A 19,113-nucleotide genomic window follows, 5' to 3' on the forward strand; every position below is an offset into this window, starting at 1 on the left:
CCTGACGTAGTTTTTGTGCAAATCTCACGCGGTTTTCAATGCTTCCTTTTTTATCTGCTTTTCTCCCCATTGCCTGAGATGTTCAATGAAGGGAATTAGCTCCTTACCAATCTCGGTCAGTGTATATTCCACTTTCGGCGGTACTTCCAGATATACTTTTCGGCTGATCAGGTTGTCCGCTTCCAATTCCCTAAGTGTTTGTGTTAGCATTTTTGTTGTGGCATCTGGCATTGTCCTGCCCAGTTCTCCATAACGCAGGATCTTATGTTCGTGTAAGTACCACAAAATCCTTCCTTTGTATTTTCCACCTATGCGCCTGAAAGCATAATCAACCGAGCAAGTTGGCATTTCTGGACACTCCTGTCTAATTTTTTTCATATTAACTAATTGATAATCAATCATAGATACTTTTTCGTATGTAATATACAAAAAAGTACATACTAGTTGCAAGTATATGAATAACCTAGTTTTGTAACTTAATCAAATAAATAATTAGAGATGAGCTTAAAACTGAGAAATAAAGTTGCAGTAGTAACTGGTGCGTCGAAAGGGATTGGCGCAGGTATTGCAAAATCTTTTGCCGCGGCAGGAGCAAGAGTTGTAGTAAACTATGCGTCAAGCAAGAAAAGTGCCGACAAGGTGGTTAGTGAAATTACAGAAAATGGGGGTATTGCCGTTGCAGTTCAGGCAGATATTTCAAAATTTGCTGATATCAAAAGACTCTTTGATGAAACCATGAACACCTTTGGTCAGCTCGATATTTTGGTGAACAACGCCGGTGTATTTAAAATTGAACTGCTGGATGGCATTTCGGAGGAAAGTTTCCATTTACAGGTGAACACACATTTGATGGGGCCAATTCTGAGCATTCAACAAGCTGTTAAATTTTTTGGAGAAAATGGCGGAAGCATCATTAACATCAGTTCGACCGTTAGTCAAAATCCTATTCCCGGTGTTATGGTATATTCCGCTGCCAAAGCTGGTATCGACAATGTGACTAAAACATTGGCCAAAGAACTTGGGCCTAAAAAGATACGTGTTAATACAATAGCCCCGGGCGTCACAGATACTGAAGGAAACCATGAAATGGGAATAATCGGAGGGGATATCGAAAAACAAATGTTACCTCTTACGCCATTGGGTCGCATTGGTCAGCCGGAAGATATTTCGAAAGTTGCTGTCTTTCTAGCCTCCGACGACGCTGGTTGGGTAACTGGTGAGAGAATAACGGTTTCTGGTGGTCTTTTGTAACCCATGAAAAGTTAGAAGTGGCATTTGTTAAGGGTGGAGTTTATTTAGCCACTACATTTTAACCGTAGCCGCGGACGCCTCCTGACAAGTTTGTGATGAAGGTAAAATGAGGAAGGAAATAATGGGCAATAAAGAAAGGTTTAGAGATACGATTCTCCATTTAATCCCATTCTTTCCTGCTCGAAGTGCCGCCTGACCTGCATCACAATCAGACCTAAGACGCGAAAAAGGGCTGACACTGTCTAGTGAGAAGTAAAGTTAGCAAACCATTTTGGCTACAATAATCTCCACTTCCGCTACAAGCGCTAGTCGTGCGCCGCATAAATTTGTCTCTGGAAAATAACAAATATGACAAATGACAAAGACGATTTTTATTACTGGTGCTTCAACAGGTATCGGAAGGGCTACGGCCAAATTGTTTTCGGCCAAAGGCTGGAAGGTGATCGCAACCATGCGCAAGCCTGAAAATGAATCAGAACTCAATGCGCTTGATAATGTAACCGTCCTGCCTCTCGATGTAACCAACCCGGCTCAAATCCGTGAGATCACGCAGCAAGTGTTGGCTTTGGGCGATATTGATGTGGTATTTAACAATGCGGGTTATGGATTGTTCGGCGCACTGGAAGCGATCACCGACGAGCAGCTGGTACATCAAATGGAAACAAATTTTTTCGGTGTCGTCAGGGTGACAAAGGCCTTTATTCCATATTTCCGTGAGCGAAAAGCGGGACTTTTTATCACTACCGGCTCATCGGCAGGGCTGATGGCTTTTCCGGTAAGCTCGATGTACGATGCAAGCAAATTTGCGCTGGAAGGCTGGGCGGAAAGCTTGTCTTACGAGCTGGATGAGTTTGGAATTAGGATTAAAACCATTGAACCCGGATTGGTGGCCACGGAAATTGGTGCGAAGTCGGTGTTTGCCACGCACCCGGCTTATGAAGCATTGACGAACAAATTCAAGGCGATGATGGAACCTGGCAAAGCTGCGACGACTTCCGAACAAATCGCCGAAGTTGTGTATGGCGCGGCTAACGATGGTACCAACACATTGAGATACATCTGTGGCGAGGATGCGAAAGAACTCTATGCCAAGCGCCTGGCTGCGGGCGACGAAGCTTTTAGGGGTGGAATCAAACAATTAATAGCCGCTGTTTAAAACTAACGGTCTGTCGGCGCAGGATGGAACGATTTGTGCCGGCAGACAATTATGTGATTATGAAAAGGGAACATCTCAAACCGCGCGTTTACCGATCCATTGCTGAAATGCAGCTTTCATTCGGCCTGCCGCAACCTTTGCACCCGCTGATCAGCTTGCTTGATTTCAATAAGGTGCAGATCACGGCTGAAATGCTGGCTGATACTTTTTCCATGGATTTTTATAACATCACTTACAACGAATCGGCAGGCTGCCGGATGCGATATGGGCAAACAACCTACGATTTTCAGAAAGCCGGAATGTTTTTCACCTCGCCGGGTCAGCCGCTGACGGGAATTGAAATGGCCGAATCGACCCTGGGATTTACGTTGCTTGTGCACCCTGATTTTCTGCGAAACTATCCACTGGACGCCAAAATCAAACATTATGGCTTTTTCTCCTACTCTGTGACCGAATCGTTGCATTTGTCGGATAAAGAACAGTTGATCATCGAGGGCATTGCCGGGAACATCGGCGACGAGCTCGAAACGGCAATCGACGACCTGAGCCAGGATGTGCTGATTTCGCAGTTGGAGTTGATGCTGAATTACAGTCAGCGGTTTTACAAACGCCAGTTTATTACCCGCAACCCGACCCACAACGCATTGCTGGAAAAGCTTAACCAATTACTGAACAATTATTTCGACGACGAAACCGCCCTGCAGAAAGGGCTGCCGAGCGTTCAATACTTTTCGGACGAACTACATGTATCGCCCCGCTATCTTGGCGATATGCTCCGGGCACTGACCGGCCAGAATACGCAGCAGCACATTCACAATAAGCTTATCGAAAAAGCAAAGGAAGTGTTGACATTTAGTGATCTGACAATAGGGGAAATCGCCTACCAGCTCGGTTTTGAGCATCCGCAGTCTTTTAGTAAGTTATTTAAATCAAAGACAAACTTTTCCCCCCTGGAATTTAGAGAGAGCTTTAATTAAGAAGGCAGGCTATAAATTTTGAAGGTGAAACGTATAGGGACCTATCGCAAGAAGTGAGATAAAATTTATGCAGTACCTCCGTTGTTGTTTTGGGGCCGTCCAGTTTTAAAAATAATTGACACGTCCCGGATTAGTTTGGATTTATTTTTAGCGATGACCACTTTGTTATTCACTTTTTCAGACAGGTTATGTTTGAAAAATCCGCTGAAATGTGGCCTCAGACACTTCCAAGGGTTCAGAGATCATGTTTACAATCGGCGCTGAGAGTCACGCTGCGGTGGACAGTTTCAAGGAGATAGTCATAAAAGCTTGACTCATCAGCAAAGCTTGACTCATCAGCGCCAGTCTTTCCCAATGTATATGAATGGGAGCGAAAAATCAGCCAATAATTTATAGCCTTAGGCATCCTTTTTTTTGTTTGAAAGCTTTCAAGCCGAATTCGTTAGTTTAATTGATATAAAAATGAGAAAGGTAATTCTTCAAGAATGGATCAGCCTGGATGGATATGCGGCAGACCAAAACGGTACGACAGACTTCTTTTCCAGCCCAAAATACAACGAAGGATCTGATGGCGATCTACTCTCGTTCATGGACAGGATAGATACGATACTTCTAGGAGCGAACACTTACAAGATGTTTGCTGAATACTGGCCCGATGTCGATCCCAACGTGGAATTGATCTCAACTAGGCTTAACGAAACACAAAAGCTGGTGTTTTCTAAAACGCTTGCAGACGCGCCTTGGGGAAAATGGGACGAGTGTCTGCTAATCAAGAATGATCTGGAAAATACGGTTCTCACCCTTAAAGAGAAGGAGGGAAAAGACATGGTAGTTTGGGGAAGTTTATCTATTGCCCAGTCATTAATTAACGCTGGATTAATCGACGAGTATCAGTTAAGGATCGTACCAATACTGTTAAGATCAGGAAGACCAATGTTTTCAACATCGGAAGGCAAGGAACTCGGCTTGCAGCTGACGGCAAGCAAAAGTTATTCTTCGGGCATTACCTTATTAACATACAAACCGGTACAATGATTTAGCAATAACCCAATCGTCTAATTAAGTTCAATTTCGACAATCATGGAAAACAAACAAAAATCTGTTTTAAGGGGGCTCGCTACAATAAGCATATTTGCAGACAATTTGCAAGAGGCGAAAAAATGGTATTCTGATTTTTTGGAAATAGAACCATATTACTTGTTTCCAGACGCTGAGAATCCTGCTTATATCGAATTTCGTTTGGGAGATTTCGAGCATGAGTTAGGTATTATCGACAAGAAATTCCAGCCAGCCTCTCCTAATTCACAGCCAGGCGGCGTTGTTGCATTTTGGCATGTGGATGATGTGGAGTCTGTTTTTGCTAAGCTGCTTGCGCATGGTGCGATGGAATATGAAAAAATCACAGAAAGAGAAGATGGGTTCATCACAGCCTCCGTGGTTGACCCATTTGGGAACATTCTTGGGATTATGTATAACCCCCACTATTTAGAGATCTTAAACTCACTGAATAAATGAGAACGGTAGCAGATAAAATGGGGATAAAGGCGCATTCAAAAACACATTTTGTGAATGCCCCAAATGAGGTGATACAGGCGCTTAACTTGCCGGAGGTTGAATTGACTGAGCAACTATTCGGCGACTTCGATTACATCCATTTGTTTGTAAAACACCAGAGTGAGCAGGAAAACATCTTTCCCAAACTGAAAGCGAAACTTAAATCGGAGGGAATGCTTTGGGTGTCGTGGCCCAAAGGTGGGCAACTGGATACAGACCTGTCGCTGCCCAAAGTAATCAGAATTGGCTATGAATTCGGGCTTGTGGAAAGTACTTGTTTGAGCATTAATTCGGTATGGTCCGCCTTAAAGTTTACCCATCCCAAAAAAGGAAAGACCTACAAGAATAGTCATGCGCAATTGAAGTCACGGACTACGGAACGGTAACTCATTGCCATAAAAATGAATAAATTCTTAAGATCATTAATATCTTGGCAACGTTGTAATAGTCTTTACCGGCCAGAGGTGGTATTTAGATTTCGTGAGAGTCGTTAGTTGGCAGAAAACGTAAAAGTAGAATTTTGCAATAGAAGCATGGCGCTCGATACAATGCAGATTGCCTTTCTATAATGGTAAAATCCTAAAAAGTTGGCGGAGCTGTATTCAAGTCTGAATCCAGGAAGCTGCTAACCATGGGAATTAGTATGTCTGGTCGGGAGATCATACCTATATGGGTGGTGCCAGGCAAGATGGCTAGTTGCGATTCTGGTGTTCCGGAAATATCCCCCATTTTTCCGCCGCCTTTCGACCGGAACAATTCTAGTGCATGTTCGTAACGTACACCATCGGCATCGCCTATTGCCATGAAGATTGGAACTTTTATATTTTTAACTTCCTTCGACCAATCATATGTTTTCCGGTCAATACTGATTACTTTGTCAATGAAGGCTGAAAACTTGGCCGGATCATTTCCCAGGCTACCATATTGTTTTTGAATGGGGCTACCAACGAACATCTCCGCATTCATGGTTTCGAAGCTTTTTTCAACCTCGGGCCACCATCCATCACTTTTATAGACACCTGATAAAATAACCAGTCGCCGCACTTGCTCAGGATGCCGGATGCTCATCTGGAAACCGACGCCAGCACCCATGCTGTAGCCCAAAACGTCAATGCTATCCAGCTTTAAATGTGTTATTAAGCCGGACAAGTCATCGGCCATATTTTCGTATGTAAACTCGCGGGGAATATCTTTAGTCCGTCCGTGCGCCTGCATCTCTGCCACAATTACTTTCCGGTCCTTTGCCAGCATTGGGATAATTCGTGCCCAATTCATGGGAATGGTCATAAACGAATCGTGTACCATGATCAGCGGCATGCCTTCTCCGTAGACTTCGTAGTACATTTTGAGCCCGTTCACGTCGGCATAACCACTTTCGTGAGGCTTTGGAAGTTGGCTGTCGGTTGAATCCACTTTTTTCTTTTTTGTATGGTTAACTTCTTAAGTGTTCCGTTCACAAGAATTGATCGCAACTCAAAATTTGGGATTGATTAGCTACAAAAACAAAGCACGCCGGAAGCAATTGCAGCTGAGGTCAGTTCATTATTATCAAAAGCCTCATTTACCGAATTAATCAATTCTTTGTTTTGCATAATGGTATTTTAAATATAACAACTTCACCTTGCAACTACATACATAAAATATTTAAAGTCAAAATGCCAGCTCCTTTTAAAGACAGCTCCAAACAACGACCTCTCAGAAAACCTACAATATCATAACACACTTGTTCAGTCATGAGTATTGTGAAATGAAGGTTTATCTATACATTTATTAAATGACATACTTGTTTATAAAATATTTCAAAACAAAAATGGATCAGCTATGTTAAGAACCAGCCCTTTTCTTTTGTTTGACGGTAATTGTGCCGAAGCAATGCGTTTTTACCATAAGTGTTTAGGAGGAGAACTGACACTTACAAAGACAAGCGATACGCCTATGAAGGATCAATTTCCAATAGAGAAACATGAAAGAATTATTTATGCTCAATTGAAGGGCGATACCATTAATATTTCTGCTACTGATTGGATGGCTTCACCAGTTTTTGTGCCGGAACAAGGGAATACAACAGCTATATACCTTACCGGCAGTTCCTATAATGAACTAAAACCAGTATTCGATAGTCTTTCGGATGGAGCAGATAAAGATGAGCGCACCTTTATGGAATTAAGAGAAGTACCCTTCGGTGTCTTTGGCCAATTCACTGACAAGTACGGTGTATCTTGGGTTTTTAGAGGAGAAACCGCCTGATTCGTCATACTCAACTGGAATTGATGCCATAAACCAGGTTCAGTTTGAGCAGCGATTCTTCAAAATAGATGACATCTTTAGCCTGCTGACAGGCCCCAAACTTCACAGCTACTTCCTATGGCAAATTTCAAAATCCGCCCACCTGACAGGCTATCTTAAACAGTTTTACCATTGGGGGTTCCTTCTTTTTCAAGAAAACTTCCCCGCAGTTTCTTTGCTACTTCTTTTTATTATGCGCAATTTTAACCTAGCCTATGGTTTTGGAGATCCGGGAAAAGTGGACAATAACCAAACGTCATGCAAAAAATCAACCAATAAATCATTATAAATCAATCTGCTACAAAAAGCAAAAAAACAATCTGCGAAATTACCTGTTGAATCAGGTAAAACGGAGTGAATGCATATGGAACCAAACAAAGACACAAAATCAATTGAGAATATTGAGCTGGTTTTTCTAAAACCGGAAGATTACGAGGAGATTAAGGAAATGATGATTGAGACTTATTCCAGTATGCCGGATGCTTATTGGAAAGAACATCATATCAGAACTCTTACCACTATTTTTCATGAAGGACAGGTGGGTATCCGGGTTGATAATGAACTGGCTGGATGTGCGTTATCAATTATTGTCGATTACGAGAAAGTTGATACAAAACATACCTACCGTCAAATAACCGGAAATTACAGTTTTAATACTCATACTAAAAAGGGTGATGTTCTATACGGAATTGATGTTTTTATAAGCCCTAAATTTCGCGGTCTGCGACTGGGTCGTCGTTTGTACGACTACAGAAAAGAGCTTTGTGAGAAACTAAATCTGAAGGGAATTATTTTTGGGGGCCGTATTCCTAATTATCATCAATATGCTGATACGATCTCGCCGAAAGAGTATATTGAAAAAGTACGGAATAAGGACATACACGATCCTGTTCTGAATTTTCAATTGTCTAACGACTTTCACCCGGCCAGAATATTACAAGGCTACCTTGAAGGCGATAAAGACTCGAATGAATATGCCGTATTACTTGAATGGGATAATGTGTATTATGAGAAAAGCTCTGATCAGGCAGCCTTCACAAAGTCAATTATCAGGTTAGGATTGATACAATGGCAGATGCGGTTGTATAATGATTTCGATGAATTGATGCAGCAGGTTGAATATTTTGTGGATGCAGTGTCGGGTTACAGATGTGACTTTGCCCTGTTTCCTGAATTTTTCAATGCGCCTTTGATGTCGGACTATAACCATCTTGCAGAAGCGGATGCAATAAGAAAGTTGGCAGAATATACAGAAAGAATTGTTGCCCGCTTTTCCGAGCTTGCCATCTCCTATAATATTAATATCATTACCGGGAGTATGCCTGAGGTGGTTGATAACAGTCTCTACAACGTAGGTTATTTATGCAAAAGAGATGGAGGAATTGAACGGTTCGAAAAGTTGCACGTAACGCCGGATGAGGCAAAGGTATGGGGTATGCAAGGCGGTAGTGCCTTGAAAACATTCAATACTGATTGCGGAAAAATTGGTATCCTTATTTGTTATGACGTGGAATTTCCGGAATTGAGCCGCATTTTAGCTGACGAAGGAATGAATATATTATTTGTGCCGTTTTTGACGGATACCCAAAATGGTTATTCAAGGGTAAGAAACTGTGCACAGGCAAGGGCCATAGAAAACGAATGTTATGTTGCCATCGCAGGCAGTGTCGGTAATTTGCCGAAAGTCCATAACATGGATATTCAATATGCACAATCCATGGTTTTTACTCCATGTGATTTTTCGTTTCCTACTAACGGTATAAAAGCCGAAGCAACACCAAACACGGAGATGATCTTAATTGCCGACGTTGATATTGATATGTTACGGGAGTTAAATCAGTTTGGGAGTGTTCGAAATTTAAAAGACAGAAGGACGGATATTTATTCGATAACACGTAGAAGTGAGAACAGCGGCAAATAATGTCGGCTTATGAACACGCCAAACAATTAATAAGGGGAGTTATAATTTTAACTCCCTTTATTATCTTGGATAAAAAGGATAAGATAGAAGTCCAGAGTAGTCAAAAAACAATTTTATTACCACTATCAAATTTTGTTGAGGTGTTCAAAAGTTAAAGGTTTTGAAAAAAAACCGCTTACCAGGGCGTGGTCCTGGGCTCTTTTAATATCAGACGGATCAATCGAAGATGATGTTATAAAAATCGTAAACTGTTTGGTACGGGATAAATTGGTTTGACCAAGTGCTTCTAAAAACTCCCACCCGCTTATTCGGGGCATGTTAATATCTAAAAAAACCAATGTATTTAACTGATCCAGAGAATCATTATTTATTTCCTGAATGTAACTTAGTGCAGCCTCCGGATCGGTGTAAATATGTAGATCTGCATCTTTACAATATTTCAAAACCACGAATTTCGAAACAATATTATTTATTCTATCATCATCAATAATGATGAATCTCTGGTATGCACATACTGCGGTTTGGGACATTATAGAAGAGGGTTATGATATTATCGAATTGGTGTTTCTTAGAAATCTCATGTAAATTTCTGGTTGAAATAAAGTTTAAAAGTCGTGCCTACGTTTACGCCGCTTTCTACCTCGATTTTTCCATGCATTGCCTCAATCTGCGTTTTGGTAATGTACAAGCCAAGTCCTCGTGAATCATTATTTTTATGGAACGTCTTGTACATGCCAAAAAGTTGATCTTTGTATTTTTCAATATCAATTCCTAATCCATTATCCTGGAAAGTCAGGACTTTGTAATGCTCGTGCTCATGAAAAGTTATAACAATTCTCGGGGCTCTGTCAGGTGATTTGTATTTAACCGCATTTGTAATCAGATTTAGAATAATACTTTCAAAATACGCGGGGTTTGTATTTAGAACCTCTGTTTCATCAAAATTGTAATCCAACGTAACATCTGCATTACTGATTATCACCTGTACACTTTGAATCACCCTATTAATTTCTTCGAAAACATTCACTTCTATCATCGGCAGGCTCGTATGCGCTTGTATAGAAATGATTTCGTTTAAGTTATTTAAGGTTTCATTCAGGCTGGTAGTGCTTTCCTGAATCAAATCCAATGCCATTTGATAATCTCCCAACTCCTGACTAATATTTAATATCCCAAGGATATTAGCCACATGAGAGCGAATATTATGCGAAGTAATGTATGTAAAATTTAATAGACGCTTGTTCTGTTCAGCTGCAATGTCTACCAGGCTGCGTAGCTCTTCCTGTTTAAGAATCAAAGGTGTAATGTCGTGACCTATACAGAGAAATTCAAACGGATTGCCATTGTCGTCTTTTAGAATTTTAAACTCCCACTGCGTAAAGAGTGCCCCATTGGGAATTGGTTTTCTAAGCATTACCCAGCGAGGCGTATCCGGGTCTGAAAAACACAATTGCACCGTCTCAACACAAATATCATGGTCCTCCTGCATAACGAGACTAAGTGAATTTTTTCCGAGCCATTCTTCGGATTTCACGTTTAACTTTTTGCAAAAGAATGGGTTTAAGTATGTGTAGTTGCCGTCGAGGTCTGTTTTTATAATGTAAAACGAATTATTTTCAATTATTGATCTAAAATAAGCGTCGTCCGTTTGTGCCTGTTTGCCTAGGCTCGTGTTTTGATCAGTTAAAATTTCTTTCTTAATCATCTTTTTCAAAAAAATAAATAATGAAGGGACGTGTTAACGTTTTGAGTGAAAAAATATCATGTACCTGCTCCAAAACTGCGTGGAAGGCTACTATGATTCTTTTTAGCACCAAAAATCAGGCCAGCGAAACCGTGATCTTTCCAATGTGATACTGCCTGCTTGGAATCTCGAAATTTTCTTTGTCAAAAGGATTTTTTTTACACAAATTTTGTATGAAATATAATACGGGAGCCGTTTGTAAAACAAAAAAAGGTAATCCTTTTGAGAATTACCTTTAATAACGAGTCAATGCTTTCAAGAATGCTGAATTTCTGTAAATCTTGTTTTGGAGAGCCTATCTGCCTCCTGGGTCTCCTGGCTATTTTACTTTACAAATGACCTGATATAGTCCAAACTGGTTGTCCACTTTAAATTTTCATAACGCTCATTTTCCAATTGTTTGTGATGCGTCGTAAACATCGAATACATGTACTGAGCTTGTTGCCATTTTGCATAAAGTTCATTTTCGCCAGCGGGATTATCAGATCTTTGCTTCTTGATAAACCCGGCAAATTCTTCGAGGCCGGATAGTTGCTGGATTCTAAATTCCTGACCTGAAACTTCTTTCACATCGGCCCATAAACTATTTGGACTGACCTGGAAACTTGCAATTTGTAAATCCCGGGGTGCGCTTTCGTCCAAAGCTACCTCAGCAGTAAAAGCTGCTGTATCATCCATAGTAGTAAAATCCAGTTTCCAGTCTGCTTTTTCGCCCCAATAACCGATGCTCTTGTCTTTTAGATTTAAAACAGGAGTATTGTATTTTAAAATGTCAGCAAAAGCGCCGTTGAAAACCGAAGAAGCCTTGATAGAAGTGCTGTCCAGATAGTGCTTAAATTGTCTTCTCAAATCAAAATTTCTGTTTTCTCCGGGTACCAGATCATTATAATCTGTGCAGAAATCGGATGGGATAAATCTTGGAACGCTTGCCTGCAACGCACCATCCAGAATTATTTTTTGTAAATCCACAATTACATCACCAAGTCCGGCTAAGGCGGAAACTACGCAATGTATACCCGCACATGCCTTTGCAATTTCGTCAATGCTGTTCAGATCTGTCTCGATCACCGTGACGCCCATTTTTTTAAGACTGTCTATTTTTTCAGGATCGGTGGAAATCCGGACGATAGCGTTAACGGCTGCATCTCTTTTAATCAATTCCCGACAAATACGGTTTCCTAAATTACCGGTCGCGCCGGCTACTAAAATTGCTTTTTTCATTATTATACTTTTATAATATGTTAAATTCAGGATGCCAGAAAGTTTAAAACTGCTTCGGTTACCGCTTCCGGTTTTTCTTCAAACAGGTAATGCCCGCTGTTTAAAATCCCGGTCACGATCACATCTTTTGCTACATAAGGTAATCCCATTTTCATATAATTGTAGCTGACGTAACTACCAATGCCAAGTACGGGCATCGTCAGTGGCTGATAGTTTTTTGCGTCCTCGATATCCTGCGTAAAAGATTGATACCAGGCATTTGCGGCGCGGATGCTCTCGGTATCATTATAGGCGGCAGCATACAATGCTCTTTCAAACGCGCTCATCTTATTTTCATCAATCATAACGTACGCAAAGAGCCAGTCCAGAAGATATTGAAAGCGACCTTCCAATATCCTTTCCGGTAATTCTTTCACCTGATTAAATCCCATCCACCAGGCGTAGGGCATATTTGCGTCCATTTTTTCGCCAAAAGTTCCTTTCGCCGGAATCAACGGCATTTGCATCATACCTTCACTTGGGTGCGAGCCGTCCAGCACAATCAGTTTTTCTGTAAATTCCGGAAAATTAAAAGCGAAACTCATGGCGATCATGCCACCAATGTCGTGGCCCATGATATGCACTTTCTTCAGTCCGAGTTGCTGAACGAGTTCGAGAATATCGGTTGCCATTGTCTTCTTGTCATAACCTGTCGCCGGTTTTTCCGAACTGCCCATACCTCTGATATCTACAATAATTACCCGATATGTTTTCGCAAGTTTTGTGGCAACCGGAAGGTAAGAATACCAGGTTTGCGGCCAGCCTGGCAGGCAAATCAGCGGTGCTCCGCTGCCACCCTCGACGTAATGCAGCTTTACCCCGTTTACAGTCGCATAATGGTTGGTAAAACCTGGGAAATTTTTGATTAATTCATCATCAGAATATGGATTCTGATCATTTGCTGATTCGTTTGTTGTCTGAGTCATCGCTTTATATTTTGAGACTCAAAGGTAGATTGATGATGCCGCGGGGAAACTACCAAGTGGTAGATTAGGTAAATCAACGGATATTTTTTCTGATCCTGCTTAATGCGTTTGGTGTGATGCCAAGTACCGCGGCCAGTTGCTTTATGGGTACTTTCTGTAAAAATTCCGGATTATTCATAAATTCCAGATATCGCTCCTCGGCAGATAAAGTTTGGAAATTCAGAATCTGGTCTATCATTCGTACCGACATCGCCTCCCAGATTTTTCTTCCAAATTCCTCCCAAACGGCCACGTGACCATACAGAAAATCCATATCCTTTTTTTCGATCACGATCAGTTTCGTATCTTCTATGGCTTCAATATTGAAGCGGGTAGGTTTTTGTGGATTCAAACTTGAAATTTCGGTGAAGAATTCATTTTTAAACGTCACCCAGGTTGTATTCTCCTGATCATTCAGGTAATAAAAAAAACGCACCCCTCCGGAAACGATAAAAAAGTACTGGTTTGCAATTTGCCCTTTTCTCAGAATGACTTTCCCTTTTGATACCTGCCGTTCGGAGCACCTGGAAAGTACCAGTTCCAGGTCGAGATCGTCTATCCAGATGATGGTTTTGATAAATGTTATAAATTCTTCCATTGAAATTCTTAAAACGCAATGTCTGCTGTTGATATGTTACGGGAGTTTGTCATAATTCTCATGATTTCTTTAAATTGCAAATGATGTACGGTTCCCGAAAGCAATGAAAAATTGATCGAAGTAGTAACTTAATTTCTGTTTAGTACTTTTCTGCCAGTGAAATTGAATACTAAATGGGATTTAAATCGACCGTTAACAAGTTTTTTTAAGTCTTTAAAAAAGCTTGCAAGTTGTTTGGGGGCACACTTATTGTCTCGTCTAATAAAGTAAGGGTAAAACGGTTAAAATTAGTTTACGCTGATGTAAACTGAAAATTATATTTAAGAAACGTTTAATTAATGGAACAAAAAGATAATAATTCCGGCTCAAAACCTAATGATTTTTTGGCAAATGAAAGAACTTATCTGGCCTGGATCAGGACCGGAATCGGTATAATGGCATTTGGTTTTGTGGTGGTTAAATTCTCTTTGTTTGTCAAACAGATCGGTCTGGCTCTGGGAACTACCATCAGTGTTCCATCAAGAGGCTATTCCGCTTCAATCGGAATTGTCCTGGTTGTTATCGGCGTGCTGTCCATTGTTTTATCGTTTTTACAGTATCGTAAAACAGATAATCAGCTTAAAAGTGGCACCTATCAGCCATCCACTTTACTGACAACAATCTTAACCGGAATCATTGTTTTGATCAGCGTTGTACTAATTGTTTATCTTATGCAAAGCGTTAGTTGAGTGTTTTTGGTTGAGAATTACAAAGCCAGACGCTCAATGGCATTTCTTTGCAGCTTGATTTTTTTATTTTGTTCCATCTTTTTTAGCAGTCGCGAAATAACTTCCCTTGACGTATTCAGGTCATGAGCAATTTCCTGGTGGGTTATTGATATCAGGCTCGTTTTTTCGGTTTCAAATTGGTTTTTCAAAAAGAATTCCAGCCTTTCATCCATACTCTTGAAAACAACGCTGTCGAGCACAACTAAAAGTTCTTCAAAACGTGCGCGGTAGTTGGCAATGACAAAATAATACCAGCTCTTGTACTTTTGCATCAGCTCATCCATGAGCTGTATCGGAATCATAATCGCGACCGTGTCTTCCACTGTCTTCGCCATAATTTCGCTGGCTTCTTGTCTGGTATTGCAGATCATTGAAAGTGCACAGGCTGTTCCCGGTTCCAGATAATATATAAAGGCTTCCTCCCCGTCATCACCCTGGCGGTAAAGTTTTACCCTGCCGCTTCCAATCAGCAGTGTATGTTTAATATATTGTCCGGTCCGCATAATTACTTCGCCGGCAGGTATTTCTTTCAGGATACATTCATTGATGAGCTGCTTTTTCAGCTCGGTTTCGAAATCTGGAAAAACAGTGTCAAGATAATAGGAAATGCTTTCGCGCGTCATTTCAAAATCAATTAGGTGTGGTACAATGATAGACATTAAAAGGCCAATAAAAGATTCCGGACATATTATTTTCCGTATGTGATAATTATCACTGTCAACACAGGGCAGACTTCGGATTTTTGTATTTTAATAATTACAAAAATGGAAATTGCAGCGTATTTAGCCTCTGTGTTTATCGGTGTTTCACTCGGTCTGATTGGCGGCGGCGGGTCAATTCTGACTGTACCGGTTTTGGTATACATGTTTGGTATCAGTCCAATGGTTTCAACTTCCTACTCGCTTTTTATTGTTGGTTCAACAAGCCTTATAGGTGCGTTCGGAAATTACCGGAAAGGCGCAGTCAGGATAAAAACGGCGTTGCTCTTCGGGAGCACTTCCATTACCACGGTATATCTGACCCGCAAATTGATAATTCCGCTCATTCCTGAAAATCTGTTCAAGATCGGCGAATTTTATGTAACAGAGTCTTTGCTTACCATGCTTCTTTTTGCAGTGCTGATGGTTGCAGCTTCGGTGGGGATGATCCGGAGCAAAGAAAGAAAACCGGGCTGCCTGGAATGTGATCTTAAAGGAAATATGATCAGGATGTTACTGAGCGGAATAGGAATCGGATTAACAACCGGCATCCTTGGCGCAGGTGGCGGATTTCTTTTGATCCCCACGCTTGTGCTGGTTCTTGGTATGCCAATGAAAGAAGCAGTTGGCACATCACTGCTGATTATCGCCCTTAATTCACTGATCGGTTTCGCCGGAGATATCGGACACTTTGCTATCGACTGGGTTTTTCTGTTAAAAATTACAGCCATTGCTATTTCAGGTATTTTAATTGGCGGTCTTATCGGCAGACGGATTGATGCGTCCTTACTGAAGAGAGGTTTTGGCTGGTTTGTGCTGGTGATGGGAATTTATATTATTTCAAAAGAGCTGCTTCATGTGTGATGTGCTTTTCACGAAATGGAAAGATGAGATATCCAGGCCGGTTTTATTCCAATAAAAAAAAGACACATTTTTTTGCTAAGTGATAAATATCACTGACCATCTACCCAGAGTAACCGAAATTTGTATTGTGAATTTAAAAGAGATTAAAACTAACAAAATAAGGACATGAAACTGGAACAAATTTATACGGGTTGCCTTTCTCAAGGTGCCTATTATATTGAAAGTAATGGAGAGGCAGTAGTGATTGACCCGCTTCGTGAGGTCGACTCGTACATAGAGCGTGCTGAAAAGGATGGAGCAAAAATCAAATATGTACTGGAAACTCACTTTCATGCGGATTTTGTGTCTGGCCATATTGACCTTGCAAAAAAAACAGGAGCACAAATTGTGTTTGGCCCAACAGCAAAACCAGGCTTTGAGGCGCATGTAGCTACCGATGGCGAAATACTCCGGGTAGGAGATATCAGCTTCAAGGTGTTGCACACGCCAGGGCATACCATGGAAAGTACCTGTTATCTCTTATCAGATGAACACGGAAAGCAGATCGGGATTTTTACAGGTGATACTCTTTTTATTGGCGATGTAGGCCGTCCTGATCTGGCGCAGAAGGTATCCGCTGATCTGACACAGCAGAAACTTGCCGAGCATCTTTTTGATTCTCTTCGAAACAAAATCATGCCCTTGGCTGATGACATCATCGTGTACCCTGCACATGGAGCCGGCAGTGCCTGCGGTAAAAATATGAGCAAAGAAACAACCGATACGTTGGGTAACCAAAAGATGTTCAATTATGCCTTACGGCGTGATATGAGTAAAGCGGAGTTTGTGAAAGAAGTTACCAACGGCCTGATGCCGCCTCCGGCCTATTTCCCTGAAAACGTGATGATGAACATCAGAGGGTATGAAAGTATTGATACCGTGCTTGAAAGGGGAAGTCGTGCGCTTGACACGCGCGCCTTTGAGGCAGCTGCCAACGAAACGGATGCCGTGATGCTCGACACCCGCGATGTCGAAATCTTTGCTCAGGGATTCATTCCAAATTCAATCAATATCGGAATTAATGGCGGTTTCGCACCCTGGGTTGGCACGCTGATCCCTGATATCAAACAGAAAATTTTGTTAATCACCGAGAAGGGGCGTGAAGAGGAGGTGGTCACCCGTCTGGCGCGTGTAGGTTATGATTATACCATCGGGTATTTGAATGGAGGAATCGAGGCGTGGATAAAAGCCGGTAAGGAGATCGATCAGATTGAGTCTATCAGTGCTGATCAGGTAGCTGAACGGTTGGAGCAAGATGCTTCGGCAGTAGTGCTGGATGTGCGTAAGGCCAGTGAGTATTATGCTGAGCATGTCATTGGAGCGGAGAATGTGCCTCTGGATTACATCAACGATCATCTGTCGCAGATTGATAAAGATAAAACGTATCTGGTACATTGTGCGGGCGGGTATCGTTCCATGATCTTTAATTCCATTTTGAAAGCAAGAGGCTATGATAATCTGATCGATGTGCGGGGCGGGTTTAAGGCAATTAAGGAATCGGGCAAGGTGGAAGTCAGCAATTATGTTTGTCCAAGCACCATGTTATAACAATAAAATTATGGGAATTTTATCGGTATTATTCGGCAATAATAAAACAGACTTCAGGAAGCTGATTGATCAGGGAGCACTTATCGTGGATGTGCGAAGTCCGCAGGAATTTGCCTCAGGGCATATAGAAGGAAGCATAAATATTCCTCTAAATACCATTGCCTCTAAAACAGATTTTTTATTAAATAATCAGAAAACTGTAAGTACTGTCTGCCTTAGCGGCGGCAGGAGCAGTGTGGCGAAAGCAATATTGAAAGCCGCCGGAATTGAAACTTTCAATGGCGGCGCATGGAACGTTCTTAACCAAAAAATACAATAACAATCTTCGAAAATGTTTGAAATTATAAAACAACCCTGGCCATGGTATGTGGCCGGACCGGTGATCGGGCTAACGGTGCCCGCCCTTTTAATTCTGGGAAATAAATCTTTTGGTATATCCTCTTCACTGCGACATGTTTGCGCGATGTGCCTGCCAGGTAATATTTCCTTTTTTAAATATGATTGGAAAAAGGAACTATGGAATATGTTTTTTGTTCTCGGCATTTTTTTCGGTGGCGTGATTGCTGTGAACTTTTTTGCTAATCCTGGTCCTGTTCAGGTAAACCAGGAGCTGATCCGTGAGCTTCATCAATATGGTATTACTGATTTTTCGTCGCTGCTACCGGTAGATATGGTGAGCTGGGAGAAACTTTTGACGTGGCCAGGGTTTATTATGATGGTCGGGGGAGGTTTTCTTGTAGGTTTTGGAGCCAGATATGCAGGTGGATGTACCAGCGGACATGCGATCATGGGGCTTTCCACCCTGCAATGGCCGTCGCTGGTGGCCACGGTATGTTTTATGATTGGTGGGTTTGTGATGGCAAACTGGATACTTCCATGGATTTTGATGCTTTAAAATTCATTTTATTTAACTAAAATTAAAAAACCATGCAAAATTGGCCGGCAAATTCTATGCTGCAAAATGAACACGAAATCCGTGCAACGGATGCGATCTGTATCAATGAAAGTGAAAAGCAACATCAATGGTACTACAATCTGAAATATCTTTTGGTCGGACTGGTTTTTGGTATTCTCTTTGTAAAAGCCGAAGTGATCAGTTGGTTTCGCATCCAGGAGATGTTCCGGCTGCAATCTTTTCACATGTACGGGATAATCGGCAGCGCCGTTGTGGTCGGTATGGTCTCGGTTTGGCTCATCAAGCGATTTCAGATTAAAACCATTCATGGCGAGAGGATAACTTTTACAGATAAAAAATTCAACAAAGGCCAGATTTACGGTGGATTGTTATTTGGTCTTGGCTGGGGATTGACTGGCGCCTGTCCTGGTCCATTGTTTGCGCAGATCGGTATCGGTGCCACTGTTGTGTTGGTAACATTACTGAGCGCCATAGCCGGAACCTGGGTTTATGGCCGGTTCAGAGAAAACCTCCCGCATTGAAACGATCAGTTTAAGGAGATTTCATTCATTGGTCAATATCCCGGCGCA

General features: G+C 41.6%; 22 protein-coding genes. 14 read left to right on the forward strand and 8 right to left on the reverse strand.

What is annotated here, in order from left to right; translation table 11 throughout:
- Positions 1 to 24: 24 nt before the first annotated feature.
- Complete coding sequence (locus tag L0657_RS05635; protein WP_235149438.1) at positions 25 to 378, reverse strand: helix-turn-helix domain-containing protein; 354 nt, start codon at positions 376 to 378, stop codon at positions 25 to 27.
- Positions 379 to 498: 120 nt separating this feature from the next.
- Between L0657_RS05635 and L0657_RS05640 the strand changes: the two genes are divergently transcribed.
- The 6 genes from L0657_RS05640 (at position 499) to L0657_RS05665 (ending at position 5,324) form a co-directional block, all read left to right on the forward strand.
- Entirely contained in the window at positions 499 to 1,251 is a 753-nt protein-coding gene (locus L0657_RS05640) for an SDR family NAD(P)-dependent oxidoreductase (protein ID WP_235149439.1), read from the forward strand.
- A gap of 355 nt (positions 1,252 to 1,606) precedes the next feature.
- Positions 1,607 to 2,407, forward strand: a complete 801-nt coding sequence (locus L0657_RS05645; protein WP_235149440.1) for an SDR family oxidoreductase — start codon at positions 1,607 to 1,609, stop codon at positions 2,405 to 2,407.
- Between the two features lie 59 nt (positions 2,408 to 2,466).
- Positions 2,467 to 3,384, forward strand: coding sequence for an AraC family transcriptional regulator (locus tag L0657_RS05650; protein WP_235149441.1), 918 nt, complete (start codon positions 2,467 to 2,469; stop codon positions 3,382 to 3,384).
- Between the two features lie 462 nt (positions 3,385 to 3,846).
- Positions 3,847 to 4,419: a dihydrofolate reductase family protein gene (locus tag L0657_RS05655; RefSeq protein ID WP_235149442.1), complete on the forward strand. Its 573-nt coding sequence runs from the start codon at positions 3,847 to 3,849 to the stop codon at positions 4,417 to 4,419.
- A 45-nt stretch (positions 4,420 to 4,464) separates the two neighbouring features.
- Positions 4,465 to 4,899 carry a VOC family protein gene (locus L0657_RS05660; RefSeq protein WP_235149443.1) on the forward strand — a complete coding sequence of 145 codons (435 nt, stop codon included), beginning with the start codon at positions 4,465 to 4,467 and terminating at the stop codon, positions 4,897 to 4,899.
- Entirely contained in the window at positions 4,896 to 5,324 is a 429-nt protein-coding gene (locus tag L0657_RS05665) for a hypothetical protein (protein WP_235149444.1), read from the forward strand. The genes L0657_RS05660 and L0657_RS05665 overlap by 4 nt, the downstream gene beginning before the upstream one ends.
- 193 nt (positions 5,325 to 5,517) lie before the next feature.
- Here the strand turns inward: L0657_RS05665 and L0657_RS05670 are convergent, their stop codons facing one another.
- Positions 5,518 to 6,351 (reverse strand): alpha/beta fold hydrolase, encoded by an 834-nt coding sequence (locus tag L0657_RS05670; protein WP_235149445.1) that lies wholly within the window; start codon positions 6,349 to 6,351, stop codon positions 5,518 to 5,520.
- Between the two features lie 408 nt (positions 6,352 to 6,759).
- Between L0657_RS05670 and L0657_RS05675 the strand changes: the two genes are divergently transcribed.
- Together L0657_RS05675 and L0657_RS05680 are read left to right on the forward strand one after the other, a co-directional pair.
- The gene (locus L0657_RS05675) at positions 6,760 to 7,185 is read left to right on the forward strand and encodes a VOC family protein (protein ID WP_235149446.1); all 426 of its coding nucleotides are present in this window, start codon (positions 6,760 to 6,762) and stop codon (positions 7,183 to 7,185) included.
- A gap of 403 nt (positions 7,186 to 7,588) precedes the next feature.
- Positions 7,589 to 9,145, forward strand: a complete 1,557-nt coding sequence (locus L0657_RS05680; RefSeq protein ID WP_235149447.1) for a carbon-nitrogen hydrolase family protein — start codon at positions 7,589 to 7,591, stop codon at positions 9,143 to 9,145.
- Between the two features lie 125 nt (positions 9,146 to 9,270).
- On the opposite strand, the gene L0657_RS05685 is transcribed toward L0657_RS05680, so the two are convergent.
- The 5 genes from L0657_RS05685 to L0657_RS05705 form a co-directional block, all read right to left on the reverse strand.
- Positions 9,271 to 9,675, reverse strand: coding sequence for a response regulator (locus L0657_RS05685; RefSeq protein WP_235149448.1), 405 nt, complete (start codon positions 9,673 to 9,675; stop codon positions 9,271 to 9,273).
- Between the two features lie 47 nt (positions 9,676 to 9,722).
- Positions 9,723 to 10,850, reverse strand: a complete 1,128-nt coding sequence (locus L0657_RS05690; protein WP_235149449.1) for a PAS domain-containing sensor histidine kinase — start codon at positions 10,848 to 10,850, stop codon at positions 9,723 to 9,725.
- 363 nt (positions 10,851 to 11,213) lie between these two features.
- Positions 11,214 to 12,110, reverse strand: coding sequence for an NmrA family NAD(P)-binding protein (locus tag L0657_RS05695; RefSeq protein ID WP_235149450.1), 897 nt, complete (start codon positions 12,108 to 12,110; stop codon positions 11,214 to 11,216).
- A 26-nt stretch (positions 12,111 to 12,136) separates the two neighbouring features.
- Positions 12,137 to 13,075 (reverse strand): alpha/beta fold hydrolase, encoded by a 939-nt coding sequence (locus tag L0657_RS05700; protein WP_235149451.1) that lies wholly within the window; start codon positions 13,073 to 13,075, stop codon positions 12,137 to 12,139.
- 73 nt (positions 13,076 to 13,148) lie between these two features.
- A complete protein-coding gene (locus L0657_RS05705; RefSeq protein WP_235149452.1) occupies positions 13,149 to 13,712 on the reverse strand; it encodes a Crp/Fnr family transcriptional regulator in 564 nt (187 codons plus the stop codon).
- Positions 13,713 to 14,050: 338 nt separating this feature from the next.
- Here L0657_RS05705 and L0657_RS05710 point away from each other — a divergent pair, with 338 nt between their 5' ends.
- Positions 14,051 to 14,440 carry a YidH family protein gene (locus L0657_RS05710; protein ID WP_235149453.1) on the forward strand — a complete coding sequence of 130 codons (390 nt, stop codon included), beginning with the start codon at positions 14,051 to 14,053 and terminating at the stop codon, positions 14,438 to 14,440.
- Positions 14,441 to 14,457: 17 nt separating this feature from the next.
- Here the strand turns inward: L0657_RS05710 and L0657_RS05715 are convergent, their stop codons facing one another.
- Positions 14,458 to 15,102: a Crp/Fnr family transcriptional regulator gene (locus L0657_RS05715; RefSeq protein ID WP_235149454.1), complete on the reverse strand. Its 645-nt coding sequence runs from the start codon at positions 15,100 to 15,102 to the stop codon at positions 14,458 to 14,460.
- A gap of 141 nt (positions 15,103 to 15,243) precedes the next feature.
- Between L0657_RS05715 and L0657_RS05720 the strand changes: the two genes are divergently transcribed.
- The 5 genes from L0657_RS05720 (at position 15,244) to L0657_RS05740 (ending at position 19,065) form a co-directional block, all read left to right on the forward strand.
- On the forward strand, positions 15,244 to 16,041 hold the full coding sequence (locus L0657_RS05720; RefSeq protein ID WP_235149455.1) for a sulfite exporter TauE/SafE family protein: 798 nt from the start codon (positions 15,244 to 15,246) through the stop codon (positions 16,039 to 16,041).
- A 165-nt stretch (positions 16,042 to 16,206) separates the two neighbouring features.
- The gene (locus L0657_RS05725; RefSeq protein WP_235149456.1) at positions 16,207 to 17,628 is read left to right on the forward strand and encodes a rhodanese-like domain-containing protein; all 1,422 of its coding nucleotides are present in this window, start codon (positions 16,207 to 16,209) and stop codon (positions 17,626 to 17,628) included.
- Between the two features lie 10 nt (positions 17,629 to 17,638).
- Positions 17,639 to 17,947 carry a rhodanese-like domain-containing protein gene (locus L0657_RS05730; protein WP_235149457.1) on the forward strand — a complete coding sequence of 103 codons (309 nt, stop codon included), beginning with the start codon at positions 17,639 to 17,641 and terminating at the stop codon, positions 17,945 to 17,947.
- A 12-nt stretch (positions 17,948 to 17,959) separates the two neighbouring features.
- Entirely contained in the window at positions 17,960 to 18,523 is a 564-nt protein-coding gene (locus L0657_RS05735; RefSeq protein WP_235149458.1) for a YeeE/YedE family protein, read from the forward strand.
- Between the two features lie 32 nt (positions 18,524 to 18,555).
- Positions 18,556 to 19,065 (forward strand): DUF6691 family protein, encoded by a 510-nt coding sequence (locus L0657_RS05740; RefSeq protein ID WP_235149459.1) that lies wholly within the window; start codon positions 18,556 to 18,558, stop codon positions 19,063 to 19,065.
- The last annotated feature ends 48 nt before the right edge of the window (positions 19,066 to 19,113 follow it).

This window comes from Dyadobacter sp. CY345, assembly GCF_021502725.1.
Lineage (GTDB): Bacteria > Bacteroidota > Bacteroidia > Cytophagales > Spirosomataceae > Dyadobacter.

What these genes read in the sequence shown, in the direction of transcription:
- L0657_RS05700 (WP_235149451.1), bottom strand. Translation starts at nt 13,075, where the DNA reads ATGACTCAGACAACAAACGAATCAGCAAATGATCAGAATCCATATTCT.
- L0657_RS05690 (WP_235149449.1), bottom strand. Translation starts at nt 10,850, where the DNA reads ATGATTAAGAAAGAAATTTTAACTGATCAAAACACGAGCCTAGGCAAA.
- L0657_RS05655 (WP_235149442.1), top strand. Translation starts at nt 3,847, where the DNA reads ATGAGAAAGGTAATTCTTCAAGAATGGATCAGCCTGGATGGATATGCG.
- L0657_RS05695 (WP_235149450.1), bottom strand. Translation starts at nt 12,110, where the DNA reads ATGAAAAAAGCAATTTTAGTAGCCGGCGCGACCGGTAATTTAGGAAAC.
- L0657_RS05680 (WP_235149447.1), top strand. Translation starts at nt 7,589, where the DNA reads ATGGAACCAAACAAAGACACAAAATCAATTGAGAATATTGAGCTGGTT.
- L0657_RS05645 (WP_235149440.1), top strand. Translation starts at nt 1,607, where the DNA reads ATGACAAAGACGATTTTTATTACTGGTGCTTCAACAGGTATCGGAAGG.
- L0657_RS05725 (WP_235149456.1), top strand. Translation starts at nt 16,207, where the DNA reads ATGAAACTGGAACAAATTTATACGGGTTGCCTTTCTCAAGGTGCCTAT.
- L0657_RS05685 (WP_235149448.1), bottom strand. Translation starts at nt 9,675, where the DNA reads ATGTCCCAAACCGCAGTATGTGCATACCAGAGATTCATCATTATTGAT.
- L0657_RS05675 (WP_235149446.1), top strand. Translation starts at nt 6,760, where the DNA reads ATGTTAAGAACCAGCCCTTTTCTTTTGTTTGACGGTAATTGTGCCGAA.
- L0657_RS05705 (WP_235149452.1), bottom strand. Translation starts at nt 13,712, where the DNA reads ATGGAAGAATTTATAACATTTATCAAAACCATCATCTGGATAGACGAT.
- L0657_RS05740 (WP_235149459.1), top strand. Translation starts at nt 18,556, where the DNA reads ATGCAAAATTGGCCGGCAAATTCTATGCTGCAAAATGAACACGAAATC.
- L0657_RS05640 (WP_235149439.1), top strand. Translation starts at nt 499, where the DNA reads ATGAGCTTAAAACTGAGAAATAAAGTTGCAGTAGTAACTGGTGCGTCG.
- L0657_RS05735 (WP_235149458.1), top strand. Translation starts at nt 17,960, where the DNA reads ATGTTTGAAATTATAAAACAACCCTGGCCATGGTATGTGGCCGGACCG.
- L0657_RS05650 (WP_235149441.1), top strand. Translation starts at nt 2,467, where the DNA reads ATGAAAAGGGAACATCTCAAACCGCGCGTTTACCGATCCATTGCTGAA.
- L0657_RS05635 (WP_235149438.1), bottom strand. Translation starts at nt 378, where the DNA reads ATGAAAAAAATTAGACAGGAGTGTCCAGAAATGCCAACTTGCTCGGTT.
- L0657_RS05720 (WP_235149455.1), top strand. Translation starts at nt 15,244, where the DNA reads ATGGAAATTGCAGCGTATTTAGCCTCTGTGTTTATCGGTGTTTCACTC.
- L0657_RS05710 (WP_235149453.1), top strand. Translation starts at nt 14,051, where the DNA reads ATGGAACAAAAAGATAATAATTCCGGCTCAAAACCTAATGATTTTTTG.
- L0657_RS05660 (WP_235149443.1), top strand. Translation starts at nt 4,465, where the DNA reads ATGGAAAACAAACAAAAATCTGTTTTAAGGGGGCTCGCTACAATAAGC.
- L0657_RS05730 (WP_235149457.1), top strand. Translation starts at nt 17,639, where the DNA reads ATGGGAATTTTATCGGTATTATTCGGCAATAATAAAACAGACTTCAGG.
- L0657_RS05665 (WP_235149444.1), top strand. Translation starts at nt 4,896, where the DNA reads ATGAGAACGGTAGCAGATAAAATGGGGATAAAGGCGCATTCAAAAACA.
- L0657_RS05715 (WP_235149454.1), bottom strand. Translation starts at nt 15,102, where the DNA reads ATGACGCGCGAAAGCATTTCCTATTATCTTGACACTGTTTTTCCAGAT.